We start from the raw sequence: 19,492 nt of genomic DNA, 5'->3' as shown, positions 1-19,492 counted from the left end.
AAAACGAATATCCTTACTGACGCAGGTATAGCCCTATCCTTTTCTAATTCCTCAATCACTCATTCACTAAATCACTCACTAAACTTTATCAAGCGCCTGTGCCAGATCTGCTAGCAGTTCTACGGTTTCCTCTATACCTACCGACAGGCGAATAACACCCAGCGTGATGCCCAGCTTCTGTTGCTGATCCGGGCTCAGGCTGCGGTGCGAGGTGCGGAGCGGGTGCGAAATCGAGCTGCTGACACCTGCCAGCGATGGGGCGAACGGAATGTGTTTCAGCGACCGCATAAAAGTATTGACCGTCTCCAGTTCATCTTCAAGACGGAAAGAGAGCATGCCCCCAAACATACCGGAGCCCTGCCCTTTGGCCAGCTTATGCTGCGGATGTTGTGCCAGACCGGGGTACCATACCTGCTTCACTTTCGGATGGCGGGACAAAAATTCGGCTACAGCCATCGCATTAAAGCAGTGTTGCTTCATCCGAACATTCAGCGTCTTCAGGCCACGGGCCGCCAGCCAGCTCTCGAATGGGCTCAAGTTAAGGCCGTATACCCGCATAATCTGTTTGCTGCGCTCCATATCTTCTGCTTTGGCTGCCACCACAGCACCCGCCGTTACGTCGCTATGCCCGGAAAGGTACTTGGTTACACTATGGATCACCATGTCAACCCCAAGGTGGAGCGGTTTGGTTATGGCTGGCGTGGCAAAAGTATTATCAACGAGCAGCTTTATACCTGTGCGTTTGGTTTCGGCAGAGAGTCGCTGGAGATCTGCCACCTGTAGCAGCGGATTGCTCATCGTCTCTGCCAGCAACAGCTTCGTGTTCTCCCGCACATGCCCGTCTAAGGTATAGAGCTCGTCACCCGGCACATAGGTTACGGTTACTCCCATGCGGGTCAGCTCATGCGAGAGCAAAGCAGCCGATCCACCGTAAATTTCCTCAGCACACAAAAGGTGGTCGCCTGACTGGCAATAGGTGAGCACTGCCGTCAGGATGGCTGACATCCCCGACGAAGTGGCCACAGCGCCGGCGCCGCCTTCCAGATTGTTCACCTCATCGGCCAGCTCATCGGAGTTGGGGTTGCCGTAGCGGGTGTACATATACTTCTGCTCCGGTTGGTCAAAGTATAGCTCCAGGTCGTTCAGGTCTTCAAAGGTGAAGACTGAGGTCTGGTAAATAGGCGTGGTTTTCGGGTGGATCTGTGCCATGGTCAGGTATAGCGTATTTCTTCGTTAAAGATAGGCAGTATTTGGAAATAGACCGGTAAACATGCTTATTTTTGAGAAAGGCATCGCCTATACTTTCAACCAGGGCTATTTGCGCGTATAGCCACCAAGTTTCATAGATAACAATGACACACCCTATACCTGACAACAACAGATATTACCGCAACCTGATCATCCGCTACATACAGGAGGAAATACCCGGCGTGAAGACTTTTGCGTTGGAGCCTGAAGATGGTCAGCCCCTTCCGTATAAAGCCGGCCAGTACTTGACTTTGGTGCACCACAGCACGCAGGGCGAGGTCCGCCGCTCTTACTCCATCACCTCCTCGCCCGCCCTGCAGGAGCCGCTTACGATTGGCGTAAAGCGCATTGAAAACGGCCTCTTTTCCCGCATGCTCATCGATAACGCCCGTGTTGGCGACAAACTCATCACCACCGGGGCGGCAGGCTTGTTTACCTTACCGGAGGCAGGCACAGAATATAAGCAGATTTTCTTTCTGGCAGCGGGCGGTGGCATCACGCCCATCTACTCGTTGCTCAAAACGCTGCTGCACGCCCGCCCAGAACTATCTGCTGTACTGCTCTACAGCAACAGTTTACCTGAGAAAGCTATGTTTTTGAAGCCCCTGCAGCAGTTGGCTACTGACTTTCCTGACAGGTTTCATACAGAATTTCTGTTTAGTAACTCGCCCGACTTAAGCCGGGCGCGCCTGTACAAGGACCTGCTCCAGCATTTTATTAGCTCGCTTTCCAGGGCACCACATGATGAATTGCTTTTCTACATTTGTGGCCCCGACAACTACATGCGCCTGATGTCTTTTGCGTTGCGGCAGTTTGGTATACCTGAGAGCAACATCCGCAAGGAAATTTTCAACACCGATATCCGCAAACCGGCCAAAGTAATGCCTCCTGATACCTCAGCGCACCAGGTAACCCTACATATCGGTGGTAGTACGCACCAGATCGTTTCGCGCTATCCCAACAACATCTTACAGAGTGCCCGCCAAGCTGGCATCGCCATACCCTACAGCTGTGAAACCGGCAAATGCGGCAGTTGCCTGGCCAGGGTGCTAAAGGGTAAGGTATGGATGTCTTATAACGAGGTGCTCACGGAACGGGACATGGAGAAGGGTATGACACTCACTTGTGTTGGCTTTCCGGTAGGCGGAGATGTGGAGCTGGAAATTCTATAGCACAACTTTACCAAGTCCTACAATATCTTCTAAAAAGTGCAGTTTGTTTTCTAAATCAAATCAGGATTTAGCTATATTTAGACTGACTTAGCCTGTAAGTCTTATACTTGCTCTGATTCCAGGCTTGAGGCATTTTCAGGTATAGCACCTTTGTAAAACAACATCACGCAACTGCACAAAAGATGAAAACAATCTCCGCTATGATCGGATTGGTACTCCTATCCGTATCAGCACAGGCACAGGATTTCGACCGTCTGAAGCCGCTCAACAACAAACTGGAGCTAAAGCTAAATTATCTTGGTAAAGATTCTTCCACGAGCAAGCTTAGTCTTATTGAAAAGCCAGACAGCAGGTATAGCCTGCTTCTAAAGTTATCTACCAAGAGCAATGAAACAGCAAAAGGCCATGAGACAAGGTATACCATGCATGTGCTGGTTCCTGACTCTACCATTCAGTTTCACATACTGGCCCTAAAACCCGATTCCATGATAGCTTTCCCAAAACCTGTCAAATAACTTTAGCCTATACCTGATGATCATGATAAAATCTACTCCGTTTTTATTTTTAGTTGCGCTTCTTTGGCTGAGTTCTGTTCTCCCGCTTCGTGCGCAGTCCATCTCATCGCAGGAAATTGACAAGCTCGTGGAACGAGCCATGACCAGCTTTCAGGTGCCAGGTATAGCCGTGGCGGTAGTGAAGGATGGCAAAGTGATGCACATGAAGGGTTACGGCGTCAATTCGATCAGTACCGGCGAGAAAACAAATGAACATACCTTATTCGGTGTAGCATCCAACACCAAAGCATTCACGGCGGCGTCGCTGGGTTTGCTGGTTGAGGAAGGAAAGATCAAGTGGGATGATAAAGTGGTGAAATATATACCTGAGTTCCGACTTTACAACGACTACGTTACAGAGGAGTTTACAATCCGCGACCTCCTCACCCACCGCAGCGGACTGGGCCTGGGTGCCGGCGACCTGATGCTGTTCCCCGACGGTAATAATTTTACAGCGGACGACCTGATCCGCAACATGCAGTACCTGAAGTCAGTTTCTGCTTTCCGATCAAAATTTGACTACGACAACCTGCTTTACATCATTGCTGGCGAGGTAGTAGCCCGTGTGACAGGCACCAGCTGGTCAGATTTCACTGAAACACGCATTTTGCAGCCACTCGGTATGGCTCGCAGCGTTACCAGCTACGACCGACTTCAGGACCTCTCTAATTCCATTGATGCTCATGCTATGGTAGAGGGCAAGCTGAAAATAATTGACCGCTACAACTTACCTTTCGGGGCCGCTGCCGGGGGTATGTACACCAGCGTGCACGACCTGAGCAAGTGGCTGATCATGCTGATGCATGGCGGCAGGTATGGTGATGATCTGAAGCAGCGTCTGCTCACGCAAAAAGTCATTCGGGAGCAGTGGACGCCGCAAACCGTTATACCTTATAATGGTAAAAGTCCTTTCAACACACACTTTCAATCTTATGGCCTGGGCTGGTTCCTGAGCGACGTAAAAGGGCACAAAGAAGTAAGCCACACAGGCGGTCTGCCAGGTATGGTGAGCCAGGTAACCATGTTGCCGGAGCTCAACCTGGGCATCATCGTACTTACCAACCAACAAAACGGCCAGGCTTTCCGCTCCATCACCAACACCATCAAGCAGGCCTACTTAGGTATGGAAGCGCACGACTGGGTAACGGAGCTGAAACAGGAAGAAGATAAGTACATGGCAGAAGCCACTGCTTATACCGACAAGATCTGGGACGATGTGAACAAAGTGTTGAAAGAGAAGAAATCGAAAGTAGCATTTGATAACTACGTGGGCACCTTCGAAGACAAGTGGTTTGGCCACATTGAGATCTTTAAGCAGAAAAATAAACTATACTTTAAATCATTCCGCTCACCAAGACTGCAGGGCGAAATGCTCTACTACAAAGACAACACTTTTGTGGTGAAATGGACAGACCGCAGCTTTGAAGCTGATGCCTTCGTGGTGTTTGTGCCGGATCAGGAGGGCAAGCTCTCAGGTATCAACATGAAGGCCGTCTCTCCGCTCACCGACTTCAGCTATGATTTTCATGACCTGGATTTCACCAAAGTGCAGGTTGTGCCGCACAGCTCGGTAGCACCAGTCAGGAAGTAGACTCCGCTATACCTTAACCTTGCGCTCTTTATGACCCGGAAAAGCATTTACCTTATTCTCGTAGCTGCTTTTTTGCTTTGCTCCCATACCTATGCACAGGAAATGGCTCCTGCAGAAGGTAACCAGGGTTATAGGAAGAATGCTATTCTTGCCACAGCCGGCACGGTGGGACTAATGGGTGCTTACAGCCTGAGCTATGAGCGCATGCTACTGGCAAGCAAGGAAGGGTCGATGCAGGGTTTATGGGCTAAGGTCAGCGTTGGCGGCTGGGGCGTCTGGTCATCCGGTGGACCCTATCAGTCGGTGATGCTTGGCACAATGACAGGCAGGAAAAATAACCACTTAGAACTCAATTTCGGACTTGCCCGCACGGTCGACAACAGTGCTTACGACCACGTGAAAAAGTTGAGCGAGCACTTCTCCGAACCACAGCCTCTCAAATCAGATTACATCAATCTCCGGCCTGCCGGCTCTATTGGGTATCGCTACCAAAAACCTGCCAGCCGTTTATTTTTCCGGGCTGGCGCCGGCTACCCCGAAATCTTATACCTAGGTATAGGGGCTGCTTTTTAGGACGATTCTTTTCATACGACCCTCAAAAACAAAAATCCCCTTCCGCTTTTATCAAGCAGAAGGGGATTTTTTTATGCTTTAGCTAATGCTGTACTACACCGTAACGGACTCAGCCAGTACGATGATTTTGTTGTTCAGCACTTCTACCACACCACCATCCACGGTAAAGAACTCCTGTCCTTGCTTGGTAGTGATACGGATTCTGCCACTTTCCATGGTGCTGATAAGGGGAGCGTGCATGTTCAAGACTTCAAACGAACCGTTTGAACCCGGAAACTGAGCTGACTCTACCTCACCGGCAAAAACCTTCTTATCAGGTGTGATTATCTCTAAATACATCCTTTATTTAGTTCTGAGTTCTGAGTTCTGAGTTCTGAGTCAGGTTGAAAGCAACTCGTGACTCAAAACTCGAGACTCAGGACTAATGAAACTTATTTTGCTTCGGCCATCATTTTCTCACCTTTCACTACGGCGTCTTCAATGGTACCAACCAGGTTGAAGGCTGCCTCAGGCAGGTGATCGTATTTACCGTCCATGATCTCGTTAAAGCCACGGATAGTATCTTTGATGTCTACAAGAACACCGGCAAGGCCAGTGAACTGCTCTGCTACGTGGAAAGGCTGAGACAGGAAACGCTGCACACGGCGCGCTCTGTGTACTACCTGCTTATCTTCTTCAGAAAGTTCGTCCATACCAAGGATGGCGATGATGTCCTGAAGTTCTTTGTAGCGCTGCAGAATTTCTTTCACACGCTGTGCTGTACCGTAGTGATCATCACCCAGTACGTCAGCAGAAAGGATGCGCGAAGTAGAGTCAAGTGGATCCACCGCAGGGTAGATACCAAGCTCGGCAATCTTACGGGAAAGTACTGTCGTAGCATCCAAGTGAGCGAACGTTGTCGCTGGAGCCGGGTCAGTCAAGTCATCCGCAGGTACGTAAACGGCCTGTACAGATGTAATGGAACCACGTTTAGTAGACGTGATACGCTCTTGCATGGCACCCATCTCTGTTGCCAGCGTTGGCTGGTAACCTACCGCTGATGGCATACGACCAAGAAGGGCCGATACCTCAGAACCCGCCTGTGTGAAGCGGAAGATATTGTCGATAAAGAACAGGATATCACGACCAGCACCGGTACCGTCACCATCACGGAAGTTTTCAGCGATTGTAAGACCAGACAGGGCCACACGTGCACGCGCCCCAGGAGGCTCGTTCATCTGACCGAACACAAGCGTTGCCTGCGATTTCTCCAGCTCAGCCATGTCCACTTTTGTCAGGTCCCATCCGCCAGCTTCCATAGAGTGCTTAAACTCTTCACCGTAACGGATAATGTCAGATTCTAAGAATTCACGAAGCAAGTCATTTCCTTCGCGGGTACGCTCACCTACACCGGCAAACACAGACAGACCAGAATAGGCCTTGGCAATGTTGTTTACCAGCTCCATGATCAATACCGTTTTACCTACACCGGCACCACCGAAAAGACCAATCTTACCACCTTTTACATAAGGGGCCAGCAGGTCAATTACTTTGATACCAGTATAAAGGATTTCAGAAGAAGTAGCCAGGTCTTCAAAACGTGGCGCTGCACGGTGAATTGGCAGACGCGTAGTCGCAACAGGCTGTGGAATACCATCAATCGCTTCGCCAATTACGTTGAAGAGACGACCGTTGATAGAATTGCCAGTAGGCATCGTGATTGGGCCGCCCAGGTCGTTTACCTGTGCACCACGGGTAAGGCCTTCGCTGGAGTCCATCGCAATGGTACGTACACGATCTTCGCCGAGGTGCTGCTGCACTTCCAGCACGATACGCTGGCCATTTTCTTTAATTACCTCAAGCGCATCGAGGATGTTTGGTAATTTTGCGTTTTCACCCGCAAAGCTAACGTCCACAACCGGACCGATAACCTGGGTAATTCTGCCAATATTCGCCATTTGACTTTTTATATTGATTAACTGTATAACGGAGTTATTTCAAGGCGCAAAACTAAGGTATATTGAGGACAATTCCACGCAACACTCTAAAAAGTTTTAACTTACTCAAAATCAAACCTTAGCCTCCTCTTCCTGAGACTCCTTTTTAGTAAGGCCGCTGTTACACACAAAAAATGCACAGCACTGCGCTAAACACTAAACTGAGCCCTCAACTGGTCGCTCTCCAGAAAGTTACTCGCACCAGCTGGTCTGTAATCGGGACTGACTTAATTGCGCTCTAACACCAGCCGTACTTCCTTGGTTTTGCTGGTTTTGTCCTTATGGCTTGGCAGTGGGGTCACGTCCAGCAGTCTTATTTTATAAGGTATAGCGCCTACCATTACCTGCGCTACATCATCAGATTGGCTGCCGCCGGCGCAACCGCCCAGGCATATCGTAGTGGTATCTCCTATACCTTCTCCTGTTTCCAGCCTGAGCGTCACCTCTACCCTGCCATAGGCAACGCACACCACATCGCTCGGGCACCTGCTGTCTCTCACATCCTCTATCTTCAACCTGACAAGGCGCACGGCGTCAGATTCGCTATTATTATACAAAGCCGCTTGCCTTTTTTAAGCTTTATTTCCTGCCCCAGGTATGCATTAACTGGATCGAGGTCAGCTTTTGAGCAGGAAAGGAGAAGGCAGCAGAATGCAGCGACAAACAGAATGTTCTTCATGGAATAGCGCTATTTTTATTATTTGACCCTAAATTGCGGCAAAGTGTTGCATACGCGATACTTTGTGCTCCTTTACCAGCCTGCTTACTCTCCTGATATTGTATGCTGAAAATAGCTATATTTTATAATTACACTATTTAAACTTTTCAGTTTTTTGTCAGTCTATACCTACCGAGCGGCTTATACCTGTTCACCTGATCTATTCAACCAAACTAACCTTTTCATGAAGAAAATTTACCTTCTCGCTATGCTGCTGATAGCGGGCATCAGTGTACAGGCGCAGCCGTCTGGCACGCCGACTAAGGGGAATTACCAGCTGGCTTCCCGCTTCTCACCTAAAAAGCTGGAGAAACTTATTTTTACCACTAACCTCGATCCGCACTGGCTTAAAAACTCCGACCGCTTCTGGTACGAGTACGAAACCAGTAATGGCAAGAACTGGTACATCGTGGACCCGGCTACCAAATCCAAAAAGCAGATCTTTGACAATGCCAAGGTAGCCTCTGCCGTGACCATGATTGTGCAGGATCCTTTTGATGCGCAAAACCTGCCTATCCAGAATCTGAAATTCACTGAAGACGAAAAGAGCGTACAGTTCGAGATCAAGAGCTCGATCGACCAGGTGAAGAAAGACCGCCTGGACAAAAAAGCCGCTGACTCACTTGAAAAAAAGACATTCTTCTTCCGCTACAACCTCTCTACGGGTCAGGTAGTGGAGCTGAAAGATTTCGAAAAGCCGAAGTCTAAGCCGCGCTGGGCCTCAATTTCCCCGGATCAGCAGGTGGTGATATTTGCCAAAGAGCATAACCTCTACTGGATGGACAAGGCCAATTACGAGAAGGCTTTGAAGAATGAGAAAGACTCAACCATTGTAGAGCACCAGCTCACCAAAGACGGTGTGGAATACTATACCTACGGCGACTCGCGCGGCGAAACTAATGTGGAGCGTGCGAAGAACAAGAAAAACCGCAAGCCTGCTTTTGTCCTTTGGTCACCGGACTCCAAGCAGTTTGCCATGGTTCGCACCGACGAGCGCAAAGTGAAAGACCTGTGGGTACTGCACCATACGGCCAATGGTCGTCCTGCACTGGAAACCTACAAATACCAGATGCCAGGCGAGAAAGAAGCGCCAAAAAGAGAGTTGATGATCTTCGACTTTGCCAACAAGACACACCGCAGAATCAACACAGCTGCTTTCAAAGATCAGGAATTGTCACTTTGGTCTGCGCCAGCCCTGCAAACGCAACGCGACGATGAGCACCGCCCTAACCTGTGGCATGGCACCAAAGACAAGCTATACTTTACCCGCACGAGCCGCGACCTGAAAAAGATCGATGTATGCGAACTGGACATCGCTTCGGGCAAGGTAACTCCTGTTATCGAAGAGCGCTTCAACACCTACATCGATATCAACCGTATTGGTCTGGTGAAAGGTGGCAACGAAATTATCCACTGGTCTGAGCGCGATGGCTGGGGCCACTTCTACCTGTACGACGGCAAAGGCAACCTGAAAAACCGCATCACTAGCGGCTCTTTCCATGCCGAAGACCTGGTAGGTATAGACGAGAAAAACCGTGTGCTTTACTTCACAGCCAATGGCCGCGAAAATGGCGAGGACCCATACCTGATGCACCTCTACCGCGTAAACTTTGATGGTAGCGGCCTGGCCCTGCTGAACAAAGGCAACTTCGACCACCGCGTGAGCCTGAACGACAACAATACGTACTTCGTGAACACGGCATCGCGCGTAAACACTGTACCGGTATCGGCGCTCTACGACGTGAAAGGTCGCAAAGTGATGGACTTGGAAAAAGCTGACCTGGACCGTTTGATGACGACCGGCTATAAATTCCCGGAGCCGTTTACAGTAAAAGCAGACGATGGCATCACCGATCTCTATGGCGTGATGTACAAACCATTCGACTTTGACTCTACCAAGACCTACCCGATCATTGCTTATGTATACCCAGGTCCGCAGACCGAGGCAGTTAACAAGTCTTTCGGCCGCAGCATGGACCGTATCGACCGTCTGGCGCAGCTGGGCTTTGTGGTAGTAACGGTTGGTAACCGCGGTGGCCACCCTGCCCGCTCCAAATGGTACCATACCTACGGCTACGGCAACCTGCGCGATTATGGCCTGGCTGACAAGAAAGCTGCCATTGAGCAACTGGCCGACCGTCACCGCTTCATCGATGCCGACCGTGTAGGTATAACCGGTCACTCCGGAGGTGGCTTTATGTCTACGGCTGCCATGCTCGTATACCCTGACTTCTTTAAAGTAGCCGTGTCAGGTGCAGGCAACCACGAAAACAACATTTACAACCGCTGGTGGAGCGAGAAACACCACGGTGTGAAAGAAGTGGTAACGCCTAAAGGAGACACTACTTTTGTGTATGCCATTGAGAAAAATCCGGATCTGGCGCGTAACCTGAAAGGCCACCTGATGTTGGCAACCGGTGACGTGGACAACAACGTGCACCCTGCCGGCACCATCCGCATGGCCAATGCACTGATCAAAGCCAACAAGCGTTTCGATTTTGTGATGCTGCCTGGCCAGCGCCACGCCTTCGGCGACATGACAGAGTATTTCTTCTGGATGATGGGCGACTATTTTGTGAAACACCTGCTCGGTGACTTCTCGCAGCCAGTTGACATCAAGGAGATAAACCGCGAAATAGAAAACGTGGGCAGCAAACGACGGTCTGGCATTATAGCTGCTCCGGATGAGGAATAAGGTATAAAACCAGCAATTTTAAAATGCAGAACAGCCGCAGCAAGAGTAATCTTGCTGCGGCTGTTCTGCATTTAGGGCTATACCTGTTGGGTGCTATACCTGCATAAAGCATAAAGCTATACTTGGCTAAAGATCAACCTTAAGCACCAGCGCCCTTTCCTTTATATTAAAGCTTATTCCACAATCAACAATGGCTGTCACTTAAAAAAACAATCTCTGCCATGCACAGCTCATTTAAAAACAGTGCATGGCAGAGATTGCCTGTTATTTTAGAAGTGGTTCTTAAAATTAAAGTATCTGAGCCCAGATGGCCCGGAATAAGCGGAAGGCTAAAAATTTAAACATAATTGTAAGCGTAATCTTATTAAAAATGTGCGTGCAGGAAACCCCGTATTCGAGAGTTGTGCTATAAATGTTTCAGCATTTCGATCTGCTCGTCGTTCAGCAGGATGTAGCGGTTGTTAAAAGGGTTGGCAAAGAACTTCTCAGCTATCACATACTCGCCGGTATCCATTTTGTGGATGTTATAACTAAAGAGGCTGTTGGAGCGCTCAATAATCAGTTCCGTGCGACTCAGGTCGAGCTCACGACCGCAAGTAGTCGTAATGATGTCAGTGTTGACCGTCATGTTAGATACATACATAATTGGAAGATTTAGCATGGTTCTTTACGCAGACCCTGCCAGTTGGTGACATGTAATGACCATAAAATCAGTTAAACTTATCCACATCACCTCCGAGAGCCTTTGGTTTATACCTTATACCTCAGCACAAAAGTCGATTTGGTCGCGATCAACCAGGAAAAGTGCACACTAAATGAACAAGCTGCTTTACCAGATTTGCGGGGGGCCGACGCACCAATCCTCGTTGTTTCCTCTACCCTTTCCGAAAAAAAACGAAGTCAGGCACATTTTTTTATATACAATGCCAAGGCTTTCTTGTGGTTTCTACTGAACCGGGAAAGGAGCCGGATTTTGAAAAATAACAACAGAATAAGGTCATGAATTTCACTTAATTAGGCATAGCAAAGGGCCCTTATACTCATCATCAGAGATAGGTTTTGGAGTGGGTTCCTACCACAAAAAAGCACGAGGACACGGCGCTAAAGCAGATTTTGGACTACTATTTTCAAAAAAATTTTGAAACAAATGTTTGCAGTTTAAAATAGCCTGCCTATCTTTGCATCACTGAACGACGAAGGGGCTTCCACCCTGAAATCTAGTAGGTAGCTTGTCCGATGGTGTAACTGGCAACACGTCTGATTTTGGTTCAGAAGAGTCCAGGTTCGAAACCTGGTCGGACAACTTAAAAAGGCAACCCACAGCAATGCGGGTTGCCTTTTTTGCTATTCACCCTCCCTCCTAACTAATTAAAAATCAGAAATATCAGGTAGCATATTTGTGGAATTTCGTAGCTTTGCAGGCATAATAAACTAAACCAAACCCTACTAACATTTAGCATTATTATGCCACAGGTAAAAATTTTCGCTGGCTCCGCCTCCAAGTACTTAGCCGAAAAAATTGCTACTGCATACGGTACGCAACTCGGTGACCTTGAGCTTTTACGTTTTAGCGACGGGGAGATGGCACCACACTTCAACGAATCTGTTCGCGGTGCAGAGGTATTTCTGGTGCAGTCCACGTTTCCGCCAGCCGACAACCTGATGGAGCTGATGCTGATGGTAGACGCCGCCAAGCGCGCCTCAGCCCACAAAGTAATTGTGGTTATGCCCTACTACGGCTACGCCCGCCAGGACCGCAAAGACAAGCCACGTGTTTCCATCGGCTCTAAAGTGGTGGCCAACGCCATCCAGTCAGTAGGCGCTGACCGCCTCATGACCTGCGACCTGCACGCTGGCCAGATCCAGGGCTTCTTTGACATTCCGGTAGATCACCTGGATGGTTCGGCCATTTTCGTACCATACCTGCGCAGCCTCAACCTGGGCAACGACCTGATCTTCGCTTCTCCTGACGTAGGGGGTGTGGTAAGAACAAGAGCCTTCGCCAAAAACTTCGGTGCTGAAATGGTTGTCTGCGACAAACATCGCAAACGGGCTAACGAGATTGCCTCGATGCAGGTGATCGGTGACGTGGAAGGTATGGACGTGGTGCTCGTGGATGACATGGTAGATACGGCTGGAACGATTACGCAGGCCGCTAAGCTTTTGAAAGACAAAGGTGCCAAAACCGTTCGCGCCATTGCAACGCACCCAGTGCTGTCTGGTCCGGCTTATGAGCGCATCGAAAATTCCGTGCTGGAAGAGCTGGTGGTTTCTGACACCATTCCGTTGCGCCAGGACTGCTCCAAGATCAAGGTGCTTTCGTTCTCTGAGCTTTTCGCCCGTGCCATCAACAACGTAGTGACACACGAGTCTATCAGCTCGCTGTTTATATAAAGTAAATTGTTAAATGGCTGAATGGTTAAACTGTTGATTCTCTTGAAGAAATAAATCTCAACAATTAAGCAATTTAGCCTTCAACAATTAAAATAAAAGGCATACCTTTGCTGCCTGAAAATTTTAACAAAATTCATTTTATGAAAACTTTAGAGATTATAGGGTTTAAAAGAGCAAATCTCGGTAAAGCACAGACGAAAGAGCTGCGCAATGAGTCTTTTGTACCAGGTGTATTGTATGGCGGTGCTGAGCAGATTCACTTCTACGCCCCAGCTATCCTGTTCAGAGACTTGGTTTATTCTCCAGAAGTATACGAAGTTGATCTGAATATCGAAGGCACGCACCACAGAGCAATCCTTCAGGACGTACAGTTCCACCCAGTAAACGAAATGCTGTTGCACGTTGACTTCCTGCAGCTAGACGAAAGCAAAGAAGTGAAGATCGACGTTCCGGTTAAGTTTGTTGGCAACTCTCCAGGCGTAATGGCTGGTGGTAAACTGGTGACTAAACTGCGTAAGCTGAAAATCAAAGCGCTTCCTGCTAACCTGCCAGACTACATCGAGGTGAACATCTCTGATCTGGAACTTGGTAAGTCTATCAAAGTAAGCAAAATTGTGAAAGGAAACTACGATATCCTGACCAACCCGCTTGCTCCTGTAGCAACCGTTACAATTCCACGTGCTCTTAAGAGTGCACAGACAGAAGAAGCTCGCGGCAAGAAATAATTTTTGCTGCTTCAATAGCAACAAGATCCTGTCCTGCTCCGAGCAGGACAGGATTTTTTGTTTCTTCTAAATAGCCGAATTGCTAAATTGTTGATTGGCAGATCAGGTAGACCGCCAGCATTCCGCATGCTATACCTTATGCCATAAATCAAAGTATGTTTTTCAACAATTTCACCTTAAGTCATTTAACCATTTAGCTTTGAGCGATTCGACCTTTAATAAAATAAAACACTGGCTGGGTCTTACGCAAAAGACGGAAGCCCCAACTGAAGACACAAGTATGAAATACCTGATCGTGGGCCTAGGCAATATTGGCCCGGAATACGCGGAGACGCGCCACAACATCGGTTTTATGGTGCTCGACTACCTGGCAAATAAGTTTGATGCGAAGTTCGACACAGGCCGTCACTCCTTCGTGACCGAGATCAAAAGCAAGGGCCGTACCTATGTGCTCGTGAAACCCACTACTTACATGAACCTGAGCGGTAAAGCTGTGAGCCACTGGTTGAGCAGCTTGAAGCTGACGCCCGACCAGATGTTGGTGATTACCGATGACATTGCCTTGCCTTTCGGTAAAATCCGGATTCGTGCCAAAGGAAGTGCCGGCGGACACAACGGCCTGAAGCACATCGAGCAGACGCTGGGCCATAACAACTACCCGCGCCTGCGCTTCGGAGTTGGCGATACCTTCCATAAAGGCAAGCAGGTAGATTACGTGCTCAGCAATTTCAGCGACGACGAAAAGATCGATCTGCAGGGCATCATCGAAAAAGCAGCGGAGTCCGTTATTGCTTTTGGCAGCATCGGGCTGGAGCGCACCATGAACCAGTTCAACACCAAGTAAGTAGCTGCTATGGTCAACTTCCTGCTCAGCCGCAAGACAGACTTCTTCTTCTGGACAGGTATAGCTTTGGGTATAGCTACAACGGCAAATTTCGGAGCTGCCTATACAGAGGTCGACTACATGCAAGGCCTCTTCCCATTGGTGTCTGTTCTCCTGTTCTTGCTTTCCGGCATGTTGGCAACCTTCTTTTTTGGAGCCAAAACAGAGTCGCTGGCAAGCTGGAGAGCGGCTGCTTTGGAGGTATAGCTACTATAATTGTGCTGTTCAACTTCAGTTATAATCTGTTTTTAGTGATTGCTGCGCTGTAGCGTTGTACTGTAAATCAATTCATACTATCAGGGGCAAATAATGAAACGCCTGTTCCTCTTATACCGCAATGCCTTTGGCGGACTTTCCCGTCCTGCCTGGATGCTTTCACTGGTTATGTTCATTAACCGAAGCGGCGCGATGGTGATCCCTTTCCTGGGCGTATACCTGACCGAGTCGCTTGGGTTTACTATGAGGGAGGCAGGCATCATCCTGAGCATTTACGGGCTTGGAGCGGTGTGTGGCGGCTTTCTGGGTGGATGGCTTACCGATAAGATCGGGCATTTTAAAGTGCAGTCCTTCAGCCTTACGGTTGGTGGCAGCCTCTACTTTATGTTTCTGTTCCTAGAGAAGTTCGAGCATATTGCGGCGGGTGTGTTTATCCTGAGTCTGGTAAACGACATGCTGCGGCCTGCCAACTCAGCTTCCATTGCGCATTATGCCAAACCCGAGAACGTTACCAGAGCCTTTTCGCTGAACCGAATGGCCCTGAACCTGGGCTTCTCTATCGGACCTGCCCTGGGCGGTATGGTGGCGGCTATCTCTTACAAATTCCTTTTCATTGGCGATGCACTGGGTTGCATGATGGCTGGGGTGTTCTTTTACATTTACTTCCGGAAAAGGCAGGGGCACAGAACTCAACCAAAAGCTAAAACAGAGACAATCGCGCAGGAAGCAAATTCCGGCAGCACTGAAAAAGTCCGCTCTCCTTATAAGGATAAGTTATACCTGGCTTTCGTTGTGCTGAATTCAGGCTTTGCGATACTGTTCTTTCAGCTGCTTTCTACCCTGCCGCTCTATTACCGCCAGGTATACGCACTGCCGGAGCAGGGCATCGGCGGGCTGCTTGCCCTGAACGGTTTTATCGTATTTATGCTGGAGATGATTTTTGTATACCTGATCGGAGATAAAATAAAAAAATCGTGGCTGATAACGGTGGGCGTTCTGGTCTTGGGCCTTTCTTTTGTGACCCTGAACCTGGGCCAGCATCTTTTTCTGCTCTATATTGCCATGACGCTGCTTAGCTTTTCTGAGATTCTGGTGATGCCTTTTATGGCGACCATTTCGGTAGAGCGTTCCAATAACAGCAACCGCGGCTCCTACATGGGCCTGTATACCATATCATATGCTGCAGCACACGTAGTGGCCCCTTATATGGGCACCACCATAGCTGCACGCTACGGTTTTGACACCCTATGGTGGGGACTCGGCGCTTTTGCCATTGTGGTAAGCGTGGGGCTGTACTTTGTGGTCAGAAAAATAGACACGGCCTTGCCGAAAGCAGCAATAGCAGCTGGAGAGGCAGAGGGAATTGCTGCGGCATAAGTCCAAAACCGCTCTAAAGACCCATGCGGCCTGTAAGGTTGGTGGGATATCTGCCTTAAAACATAAAGCCCCGCCTGCCAGACGACAGACGGGGCTTTGCTATACCTGTCGGTACAAGCTTAGCTTACAGTACCCCCATTTCTAACAGCCTTGCTCGGCTGCACAAAAGCAAGTGAACCGTCCGCATTTTCGGCCATCAGGATCATACCTTGGCTGGTAATACCTTTGATCTCACGCGGCGCCAGGTTCACCAAAATGCTTACCTGCTGACCTACGATCTCCTCCGGATTGAAAAACTCAGCTATACCGCTCACCACCGTGCGCTGGTCTATACCTGTGTCGACCTTCAACTTCAGCAGTTTTTTGGTTTTAGCCACTTTCTCGGCTTCTATGATCGTACCGATCCGGATGTCCATCTTCGAGAAATCCTCAAACGAGATGTTTTCCTTGGCTGGCTCTACGACGGCATTGGCCGCTTCATTAGCTTTTTTGGTATCGAGTAGTTTCTGTACCTGCGCTTCTACGGCAGCATCTTCAATCTTTTCGAACATCAGCTCCGGGGTACCGATCACATGGCCAGTAGCCAGTAAATCTGCTGAACCGGCAGCCTTCCAATTGCCAAGCGGCTGGTTGAGCATGTTGCCTAGCTTTTGTGCTGATGTTGGCAGGAACGGTTCCATCAGGATGCTCAGGCTGGCAGAGATCTGCAACGCAATATTCATGATGGTTTTCACGCGCTCCTCGTCTGTCTTGATCAGCTTCCAGGGCTCAGTGTCAGCCAGGTATTTGTTACCCAGACGGGCCAGGTTCATCAGTTCGCTCAGGGCATCGCGGAAGCGGTAGCGCTCGATGTAGGTGGCAATCACCATCGGCATACCTTCCAGCACACCCAGCACTTCTTTATCATAGTCCTGCAGCTCACCGCGGGCCGGTACTTCGCCGTTGTAGTACTTTTGAGTAAGCACTACGGCGCGGTTGATAAAGTTGCCCAGAATGGCTAATAACTCGTTGTTGTTGCGCGCCTGGTAATCCTTCCACGTGAAATCGTTGTCTTTGCTCTCCGGTGCGTTGGCGCACAAGGTATAGCGCAGCACATCGCCTTTGCCCGGGAACTCCTCCAGGTACTCGTGCAGCCACACTGCCCAGTTGCGGGACGTGGATATTTTGTCGCCTTCCAGGTTGAGGAACTCATTGGCCGGCACGTTGTCGGGAAGCACGTAGTCACCGTGGGCCTTGAGCATGCTCGGGAAAATAATGCAGTGGAACACGATATTATCTTTCCCAATAAAGTGCACCAGTTTCGACTCCGGATCTTTCCAGTAAGTTTCCCAATCCGGGGTGAGGTCTTTGGTAGCTGAAATGTAGCCGATCGGCGCATCAAACCACACGTAGAGCACCTTGCCCTCTGCTCCAGCTACCGGTACAGGCACACCCCAGTCGAGGTCGCGGGTAACGGCGCGCGGCTGCAGTCCCTGGTCGATCCAGCTTTTGCACTGACCATACACGTTCGGTTTCCAGTCGCCTTTGTGGCCCTCCACGATCCACTCGCGCAGCCATGGCTCGTACTCGTTCAGCGGCAGGTACCAGTGTTTGGTCTCACGCATTACAGGCACAGCGCCGCTCAGCGTGCTTTTCGGGTTGATCAGGTCGGTGGCATTCAAGGAAGTTCCGCAGCTCTCACACTGGTCACCATAAGCGTTTTCATTACCACACTTCGGGCAGGTACCCACGATGTAGCGGTCAGCCAGGAATTGCTGCGCCTTCTCGTCAAAATACTGCTGCGTAGTCTGTTCAATGAACTTACCGTCGTCGTAGAGCTTCAGGAAAAAATCAGAAGCTGTTTCGTGGTGCGTCTGGGAAGAGGTGCGGGAGTAGATGTCAAAGGACACCTTGAAGTCCTCAAACGACTTTTTAATCAGTTCGTGGTACTTGTCCACGGCCTGCTGCGGTGTGATGCCTTCTTTCTTGGCCCGGATCGTGATTGGTACGCCATGCTCATCGGAGCCGCAGATGAACTTCACATCCCTGCCCTGCGAGCGCAGGTAGCGCACATAAATGTCGGCAGGCAGGTATACGCCCGCTAGGTGACCAATGTGCACCGGACCGTTAGCGTAAGGCAGGGCCGCCGTTACTGTATATCGTTTATAGTTTTCAGCCATAGTTCTCGTAAAAACGCAAATATACAAATACCGGTCGGATTGAATGGCTACACACGCCCCATTCAGAAAAAATGGCAGGTATAAACTGACCAGTGCGCCACTTTTCCGTAAATGGTAAACCAAACGATCAGGAACCCCATCATCCAAAGTATATGAAGAACCAAGATAATTTTCACGAGAAGAAGCGTGACAGCGGCCACCTGGGAAAAGAAAGCGACAAGAAGAAAATCAGCGACAAACCTGCTCCCAAAAGTGCCGACCGCGAGTCAGAAACCACCTCACCCGACAACGAAGTATACGTAAATCTGGAACCGGATGAGCTGCACATCGGCGACGAAGAGATTGACATTGAGGACGTAAGTGACCTAAGTGACAAAGACGAAAGAAAAAATAAGAAGAAAAAATAAACAAGAAGCGCTGCCCGGTGAGGCAGCGCTTCTTGTTTATACCTTAGTTGTTTCCAACTGGCGGTTTGGTGGGGAGTATGCGCAGGATGTGGTGTCGTGTAGAGTCTACAGGGGCATTGGGCAATTGCTGAGGTCGTATTTCGGGCGGCAGATTAACCGGCGCATTGCGATCGTATACTTCCATACTGCGCTTGCGGTTAATGTCGCTTGCCTGCTCATACATTTGTTTACGCACCGGATCTCCCTCGCTATACCTGACACGCTGTGAGTGGTTCGGATCAGGAGGCAATGTACCTCCGCCTCCTTCCGAGAGCGAAGTGCAGCCCATGGCCCCCACCAGCATAATCCCTCCTATCCAGCTTCTATACCTTTTCATCTCGTTTCAACTTAAAATAGTAAAATAAGGACACCGATTAAAATGCCCTATACTAGGTATACGGATGAAAAAGTATAAAAGAACGTGATCTTAGTTAGTATCCTTCAGGTTTTCCTGCCCCACTTGTGTGAGCATCAGTCCTTCAGGTGCCGGTGTTACCCAGGCTAGCTTAGCTAGGTGGTGCTCAGCTTCCTTCTGCACATCTTTATACTTCGGGTAGCGCTCCTGCAGGTATGGGTATAGCTCCTGGTAAGACAACACGCTGCCCGCTTCTATACTATGCTCTCTGAAGGCACCCATGATGCACTGTGCCACATTTTCTATATTATCCGCTTCGGAGTGTAGTTCATTCATCTCTATTTTCTCGTTAGTGTTGGATAGAAAATACGGGGTATGGGAGTTTAGAGTTGAAATTAGAGTAATTGTTG

At 49.3% G+C, this 19,492-nt stretch carries 19 protein-coding genes and 1 tRNA gene; 12 read left to right on the top strand and 8 right to left on the bottom strand.

The features are described from left to right. Window positions 1-78: 78 nt before the first annotated feature. Window positions 79-1,209, bottom strand: a complete 1,131-nt coding sequence (locus tag K3G39_RS07590; protein ID WP_220625588.1) for a PLP-dependent aspartate aminotransferase family protein — start codon at window positions 1,207-1,209, stop codon at window positions 79-81. A 143-nt stretch (window positions 1,210-1,352) separates the two neighbouring features. Between K3G39_RS07590 and K3G39_RS07585 the strand changes: the two genes are divergently transcribed. The 4 genes from K3G39_RS07585 to K3G39_RS07570 all read left to right on the top strand — a co-directional run bounded on the left by K3G39_RS07585 (window position 1,353) and on the right by K3G39_RS07570 (window position 5,138). After that, window positions 1,353-2,420 carry a flavin reductase family protein gene (locus K3G39_RS07585; protein WP_220625587.1) on the top strand — a complete coding sequence of 356 codons (1,068 nt, stop codon included), beginning with the start codon at window positions 1,353-1,355 and terminating at the stop codon, window positions 2,418-2,420. Window positions 2,421-2,602: 182 nt separating this feature from the next. After that, the gene (locus K3G39_RS07580; protein ID WP_220625586.1) at window positions 2,603-2,935 is read left to right on the top strand and encodes a hypothetical protein; all 333 of its coding nucleotides are present in this window, start codon (window positions 2,603-2,605) and stop codon (window positions 2,933-2,935) included. A 22-nt stretch (window positions 2,936-2,957) separates the two neighbouring features. Next, window positions 2,958-4,565: a serine hydrolase gene (locus K3G39_RS07575; protein ID WP_255594108.1), complete on the top strand. Its 1,608-nt coding sequence runs from the start codon at window positions 2,958-2,960 to the stop codon at window positions 4,563-4,565. 30 nt (window positions 4,566-4,595) lie between these two features. Then, window positions 4,596-5,138: a hypothetical protein gene (locus K3G39_RS07570; protein WP_220625584.1), complete on the top strand. Its 543-nt coding sequence runs from the start codon at window positions 4,596-4,598 to the stop codon at window positions 5,136-5,138. A 93-nt stretch (window positions 5,139-5,231) separates the two neighbouring features. Here K3G39_RS07570 and atpC read toward each other — a convergent pair whose 3' ends face one another. The 3 genes from atpC to K3G39_RS07555 all read right to left on the bottom strand — a co-directional run bounded on the left by atpC (window position 5,232) and on the right by K3G39_RS07555 (window position 7,671). Further along, window positions 5,232-5,477, bottom strand: a complete 246-nt coding sequence (gene atpC, locus K3G39_RS07565; protein ID WP_220625583.1) for an ATP synthase F1 subunit epsilon — start codon at window positions 5,475-5,477, stop codon at window positions 5,232-5,234. Between the two features lie 92 nt (window positions 5,478-5,569). Continuing rightward, window positions 5,570-7,075 (bottom strand): F0F1 ATP synthase subunit beta, encoded by a 1,506-nt coding sequence (atpD, locus tag K3G39_RS07560; RefSeq protein ID WP_220625582.1) that lies wholly within the window; start codon window positions 7,073-7,075, stop codon window positions 5,570-5,572. A 266-nt stretch (window positions 7,076-7,341) separates the two neighbouring features. Next, window positions 7,342-7,671, bottom strand: a complete 330-nt coding sequence (locus K3G39_RS07555) for a hypothetical protein (RefSeq protein ID WP_220625581.1) — start codon at window positions 7,669-7,671, stop codon at window positions 7,342-7,344. A gap of 345 nt (window positions 7,672-8,016) precedes the next feature. Here K3G39_RS07555 and K3G39_RS07550 point away from each other — a divergent pair, with 345 nt between their 5' ends. After that, window positions 8,017-10,527 carry a DPP IV N-terminal domain-containing protein gene (locus tag K3G39_RS07550; RefSeq protein ID WP_220625580.1) on the top strand — a complete coding sequence of 837 codons (2,511 nt, stop codon included), beginning with the start codon at window positions 8,017-8,019 and terminating at the stop codon, window positions 10,525-10,527. Between the two features lie 406 nt (window positions 10,528-10,933). Here K3G39_RS07550 and K3G39_RS07545 read toward each other — a convergent pair whose 3' ends face one another. Continuing rightward, window positions 10,934-11,188, bottom strand: a complete 255-nt coding sequence (locus K3G39_RS07545) for a hypothetical protein (RefSeq protein ID WP_220625579.1) — start codon at window positions 11,186-11,188, stop codon at window positions 10,934-10,936. Between the two features lie 569 nt (window positions 11,189-11,757). Between K3G39_RS07545 and K3G39_RS07540 the strand changes: the two genes are divergently transcribed. The 6 genes from K3G39_RS07540 to K3G39_RS07515 all read left to right on the top strand — a co-directional run bounded on the left by K3G39_RS07540 (window position 11,758) and on the right by K3G39_RS07515 (window position 16,122). Continuing rightward, window positions 11,758-11,830, top strand: a tRNA-Gln gene (locus tag K3G39_RS07540). Between the two features lie 161 nt (window positions 11,831-11,991). Then, window positions 11,992-12,921, top strand: coding sequence for a ribose-phosphate pyrophosphokinase (locus K3G39_RS07535; protein WP_220625578.1), 930 nt, complete (start codon window positions 11,992-11,994; stop codon window positions 12,919-12,921). Between the two features lie 140 nt (window positions 12,922-13,061). Next, window positions 13,062-13,646, top strand: coding sequence for a 50S ribosomal protein L25/general stress protein Ctc (locus tag K3G39_RS07530; RefSeq protein ID WP_220625577.1), 585 nt, complete (start codon window positions 13,062-13,064; stop codon window positions 13,644-13,646). A gap of 280 nt (window positions 13,647-13,926) precedes the next feature. Continuing rightward, complete coding sequence (pth, locus tag K3G39_RS07525) at window positions 13,927-14,490, top strand: aminoacyl-tRNA hydrolase (RefSeq protein ID WP_220625718.1); 564 nt, start codon at window positions 13,927-13,929, stop codon at window positions 14,488-14,490. A 9-nt stretch (window positions 14,491-14,499) separates the two neighbouring features. Continuing rightward, window positions 14,500-14,736: a hypothetical protein gene (locus K3G39_RS07520; RefSeq protein WP_220625576.1), complete on the top strand. Its 237-nt coding sequence runs from the start codon at window positions 14,500-14,502 to the stop codon at window positions 14,734-14,736. Between the two features lie 102 nt (window positions 14,737-14,838). Continuing rightward, complete coding sequence (locus tag K3G39_RS07515) at window positions 14,839-16,122, top strand: MFS transporter (RefSeq protein WP_220625575.1); 1,284 nt, start codon at window positions 14,839-14,841, stop codon at window positions 16,120-16,122. A gap of 119 nt (window positions 16,123-16,241) precedes the next feature. On the opposite strand, the gene metG is transcribed toward K3G39_RS07515, so the two are convergent. Continuing rightward, window positions 16,242-18,281 carry a methionine--tRNA ligase gene (gene metG / locus K3G39_RS07510; RefSeq protein WP_220625574.1) on the bottom strand — a complete coding sequence of 680 codons (2,040 nt, stop codon included), beginning with the start codon at window positions 18,279-18,281 and terminating at the stop codon, window positions 16,242-16,244. Between the two features lie 152 nt (window positions 18,282-18,433). Here metG and K3G39_RS07505 point away from each other — a divergent pair, with 152 nt between their 5' ends. After that, the gene (locus tag K3G39_RS07505) at window positions 18,434-18,688 is read left to right on the top strand and encodes a hypothetical protein (protein WP_220625573.1); all 255 of its coding nucleotides are present in this window, start codon (window positions 18,434-18,436) and stop codon (window positions 18,686-18,688) included. Window positions 18,689-18,731: 43 nt separating this feature from the next. Here the strand turns inward: K3G39_RS07505 and K3G39_RS07500 are convergent, their stop codons facing one another. Beyond that, window positions 18,732-19,064 (bottom strand): hypothetical protein, encoded by a 333-nt coding sequence (locus K3G39_RS07500; RefSeq protein WP_220625572.1) that lies wholly within the window; start codon window positions 19,062-19,064, stop codon window positions 18,732-18,734. A 90-nt stretch (window positions 19,065-19,154) separates the two neighbouring features. Then, window positions 19,155-19,418 (bottom strand): hypothetical protein, encoded by a 264-nt coding sequence (locus K3G39_RS07495; RefSeq protein ID WP_255594107.1) that lies wholly within the window; start codon window positions 19,416-19,418, stop codon window positions 19,155-19,157. Window positions 19,419-19,492 lie beyond the last annotated feature (74 nt).

The organism is Pontibacter sp. HSC-14F20 (genome assembly GCF_019599265.1).
In the GTDB taxonomy this organism is placed as follows: Bacteria; Bacteroidota; Bacteroidia; order Cytophagales; family Hymenobacteraceae; genus Pontibacter.
Note: the sequence above shows the minus strand (reverse complement) of the source record. Positions and strands in the feature narration are given on the sequence as shown.